This window comes from Burkholderia sp. 4NA327C6 (assembly GCF_005502655.1).
In the GTDB taxonomy this organism is placed as follows: domain Bacteria; phylum Pseudomonadota; class Gammaproteobacteria; order Burkholderiales; family Burkholderiaceae; genus Burkholderia; species Burkholderia contaminans.
Genome location: NZ_SCNZ01000105.1, coordinates 1 through 3691 on the forward strand (window position 1 = coordinate 1; position 3691 = coordinate 3691).

Here is a 3691-nt window from a genome sequence, read left to right on the forward strand (position 1 = left end):
GAGACCATCCGGTTCTATCAGCGCAAGGGCTTGTTGCCGGAGCCGGACAAGCCTTACGGCAGCATCCGCCGCTATGGCGAGGCGGATGTAACGCGGGTGCGGTTCGTGAAATCGACCCAGCGGCTGGGCTTTAGCCTGGACGAAATCGCCGAGCTACTGCGGCTGGAGGATGGCACCCATTGCGAGGAAGCCAGCGGCCTGGCCGAGCACAAGCTCAAGGATGTGCGCGAGAAGATGGCCGACTTGGCACGCATGGAGGCCGTGCTGTCTGAACTGGTGTGCGCCTGCCATGCGCGGAAAGGGAACGTTTCCTGCCCGCTGATTGCGTCACTGCAAGACGGAACGAAGCTCGCTGCATCGGCGCGGGGGAGTCACGGGGTGACTACGCCTTAGCGTGCTTTATTTTCCGAATTCTGAGACGACCCCTGTTAGAGCGTATCTATCAGGTGGCTAAGCAAGGATAAACGTTAGTGGCGGCAGAAGGTTGAGCGGCAACGCTCAGTAGGGCGGTCGTCATTTTCACGGCAGAGCGCTTCGCTGCGCCCACCGGGCACCGGATCCATGCCGCCTGGGCTGCCTGGGTGGCATTTCACGATGCGTTTGACAGCCATCCAGCCGCCTTTGAAAGGGCCGTGCACCTGGATGGCCTCGATGGTATAGGAAGAGCAGCTTGGCCAGAAGCGGCAGCGAGGGCCAAGCAGTGGGCTGATGGTGTATTGGTAAACGCGAATACAGCCCACCATCACTGCTGTTAGCAGCTTAAGAAAAACCTGTTTAATGGCGAACAGCCAATTTTTCACGGCGCTTTTTTACCGTATAGCGTGGCCGGATCAATCAGCGGCTCGCTGGTAATCTTGGCGCTGTCTGCACCGAGCGACACATAAAAGCAGCTGCGACGGCCGGAATGGCACGCGGGACCAGTTTGCTCCACCTGAACCAGCAGCGTATCACCATCGCAATCTAGCGCTGCGCTTTTAAGGCGCTGTTGCTGTCCTGATGTCTCACCTTTGCGCCATAGCTTTTGGCGCGAGCGTGAGAAGTAGCAAACTCGCTGCGTTGTTAACGTCTCTTCCAGGGCTTCTCGGTTCATCCACGCCATCATCAGTACTTCGCCCGTATCATGTTGCTGGGCAATGGCGGGAATCAGGCCGTCTTCATTAAAGCGAATGGCATCTAGTAGCGTTGCAAGCTTGGGCAGGGAAGCTGTTGTGGTCGCTGACTCTAACGCCTTAAAAAGCTGTTGAGGGGCGAGTTCATCAAATTGGGACATTAGGCATTACTCACGGATCGGCATGCTTGACATAAGCCCTGAAGCTCAATCGTTTGGCGCTCAACGTTGAAGCCTTGGCGCTGGGCCAGGGCGGCAAGCTGATCGCTAATTTCATCAAGGTGCAGCTCTTCGACGTAGCCGCACTGGCGACAGATAGTGAGGTTATGCACTGGACGCCAACTCGCCTAAAGAGGTCTCGATCACCATCAGCTCTTTTCGGCGCACATCGATCTTCCGACGCAGTTGCTCGACACATCCGTGTACGCACTTGCTATCGCCTGCATCCAACGCCCTGCAAAGTCGCGTTAACTCGTCGAGCCTGGGTCCCGACTCGAAGGCCACGCGCAGGAAACGCAACCGTTCCAGTGTTTTGGCATCGAAAACGTTGTAGCCACCTTCGGTTCGCCAGGCGGGATGCAACAACCCGCGCATCAAGTAGTCGCGCACAACATGCACGCTTACGCCTGCATCTTCAGCAAGCTTCGAAATCGAGTAGGCATTCATGCCGTGTTTCGCTCGCTGTCTTCTAACAGCTTATGCGCGATCAGATGTCCGAGACCGAATGCATTCTCGACAGGCACGAGCTCTATCCCCGGGTGCGTCGAAGCCCATGCATTTGCAACAGAAGGCGATGCAAAAAAATGCACATGACAGCAAAAGGAACAGCGAATGTCGGGTGAAGCATCCGGCGTTAGCAGAGACACCATTGTTTCCGCCGGTTCAACCTGAAGCACTGCTTCTGGCGCAACTGTGAGCGTAATCGGCCTGCCGGTGGCAGCACAGCGCGACGTGACACGGGCTGTTTTGCCAATCAAAGCGGGAAACATCAAGGTGTCGAGCGCACACCAGGTGTATAAACGGCGGCCATCCACTTCAAAAACGTGAGGGGTTTCGCGTAGCGTCAGGCCCAGTCCAATGATATTGCCCTGCTCGTCATATTCGGTACCGGGCGCCGGCTCAAGTACAGTTGCAACCCTCTGCCCAGACCATCCGAGTGCGGTGCCGAGCGCTTCGCGTGACACAGGCCTTCCCATCACAAGCTGACGAAGCAGGGTGACGAAGAGGGTTGCGAACTCTTCTGGATGATTGCCAGATGAGAGGCTCTCGGCAATCTTTTTGGAATATATAGTCTTGTCCAATTTCCACCTCCAACATCCAAGCAGCGGTTACGCGGCATAAACCCACCCTTGGCGATTACATGCCGCGCTTTTCAAAGATCACGTCAGCGTGCGCTTTGCCGGCGTTTCCATTCCTGGACCAGCAATTGCGCTTGCTGCACCTGTTCGGGCTTCATTTGAGCCGCATAGTCGGCAATGACTTTTGCTGCCGTTGGTTCTCCTGACGCTGCTGCCAGACTCATCCACTTGTAGGCCTGAACCTGGTCGCGCGCGACCTCACCGAGCCCCTTCGCAAACAGTTGAGCCAGCCTGACTTGAGCCTGCGTGTGTCCCTGCTCGGCAGAGAGGCGGTACCACTTGAACGCCTGTGCATCGTCGGCAGGAGCCGCACGCCCTTTCTTATACATACCGTCGACTTCGCTTGCGTAGAGGCGCCCCAGGTTGAACTGCGCATCAGCTTCACCCTGCTCGGCCGCCCTGCGAAACCACTGGATCGATGCAGCATGGTCTTATTTTACGCCCATACCGCATTTGTAGGCAAGACCCATGATGTTCTGCGCCATGGCATCGCCCGCCCTCGCTTTCTTTTCCCAGCCGTCGACGGTCTCCGGCGCCAATGTTTCGATCGCTGCTCCCAGCTTAGAAAAGTCGTAGGCCGCCAGCGCATTGTTTGACAAGCCAAACGCTGCAGTACCCGCCAACAGAATGGTTAAGCATGCACGGGTGCAACGTGCTGTTAGTCTAATATCGCAAAACATAAAAACTCCTCTGTCGCTCTTTTCGTGTCCTTGGTTTAGCCCGCACAGCACGATAGCTGTGTCACATCCTTCGAGAAAGTCTGTGCCACCAGTTTGAGACCTTCCACCATGGTGAGGTAGGTGAAAAGTTGGTTGGCAAGATCCTGGACGGTCATGCGAGCCCGGATGGCAATCGCGGCAGTCTGGATGATCTCGCCTGCTTCCGGTGTTACAGCCTGAACCCCAAGAATGCGTCCAGATCCAGCCTCAGCGACAAGCTTGATAAAGCCGCGCGTGTCGAAGTTGGCGAGTGCACGCGGCACATTGTCGAGCGTGAGAGTACGACTGTCGGTTTGCAGGCCGATGCGCTGGGCTTCTGCTTCACTGTAGCCAACCGTGGCAACTTGCGGATCAGTGAACACGACTGCCGGCATAGCGTCGAGATCGAGCGTTGCGTCGCCGCCGGTCATGTTAATGGCCGCACGAGTGCCGGCCGCTGCCGCCACATAGACGAACTGCGGCTGGTCGGTGCAGTCGCCGGCCGCGTAGATGTTCGGGCTACTGGT

The 3691-nt window shown here is 57.0% G+C and carries 7 protein-coding genes and 1 pseudogene; 1 reads left to right on the forward strand and 7 read right to left on the reverse strand.

Going from position 1 to position 3691, the window contains the following annotated elements; all coding sequences use genetic code 11:
• Positions 1-393, forward strand: a 393-nt coding sequence (gene merR, locus FFS49_RS41580; protein WP_137951082.1) for an Hg(II)-responsive transcriptional regulator, incomplete at its 5' end; no start/stop codon positions are given.
• Positions 394-467: 74 nt separating this feature from the next.
• Here merR and yidD read toward each other — a convergent pair.
• The 7 genes and pseudogenes from yidD to FFS49_RS41615 all read right to left on the reverse strand — a co-directional run.
• Positions 468-758: a membrane protein insertion efficiency factor YidD gene (gene yidD, locus FFS49_RS41585; protein ID WP_196484668.1), complete on the reverse strand. Its 291-nt coding sequence runs from the start codon at positions 756-758 to the stop codon at positions 468-470.
• Between the two features lie 38 nt (positions 759-796).
• The gene (gene hisI / locus FFS49_RS41590) at positions 797-1270 is read right to left on the reverse strand and encodes a phosphoribosyl-AMP cyclohydrolase (protein WP_034389874.1); all 474 of its coding nucleotides are present in this window, start codon (positions 1268-1270) and stop codon (positions 797-799) included.
• A 162-nt stretch (positions 1271-1432) separates the two neighbouring features.
• The gene (gene merD, locus FFS49_RS41600; protein ID WP_033869424.1) at positions 1433-1774 is read right to left on the reverse strand and encodes a mercuric resistance transcriptional repressor MerD; all 342 of its coding nucleotides are present in this window, start codon (positions 1772-1774) and stop codon (positions 1433-1435) included.
• Complete coding sequence (gene merB, locus FFS49_RS41605; RefSeq protein WP_033917449.1) at positions 1771-2409, reverse strand: organomercurial lyase MerB; 639 nt, start codon at positions 2407-2409, stop codon at positions 1771-1773. The genes merD and merB overlap by 4 nt, the downstream gene beginning before the upstream one ends.
• 83 nt (positions 2410-2492) lie before the next feature.
• Positions 2493-2882, reverse strand: a complete 390-nt coding sequence (locus FFS49_RS42875; protein ID WP_325086057.1) for a tetratricopeptide repeat protein — start codon at positions 2880-2882, stop codon at positions 2493-2495.
• Between the two features lie 15 nt (positions 2883-2897).
• Positions 2898-3146 (reverse strand): hypothetical protein, encoded by a 249-nt coding sequence (locus tag FFS49_RS42880; protein ID WP_230943696.1) that lies wholly within the window; start codon positions 3144-3146, stop codon positions 2898-2900.
• Positions 3147-3181: 35 nt separating this feature from the next.
• Positions 3182-3691: pseudogene (locus tag FFS49_RS41615) on the reverse strand (mercuric reductase); the annotation flags it as partial.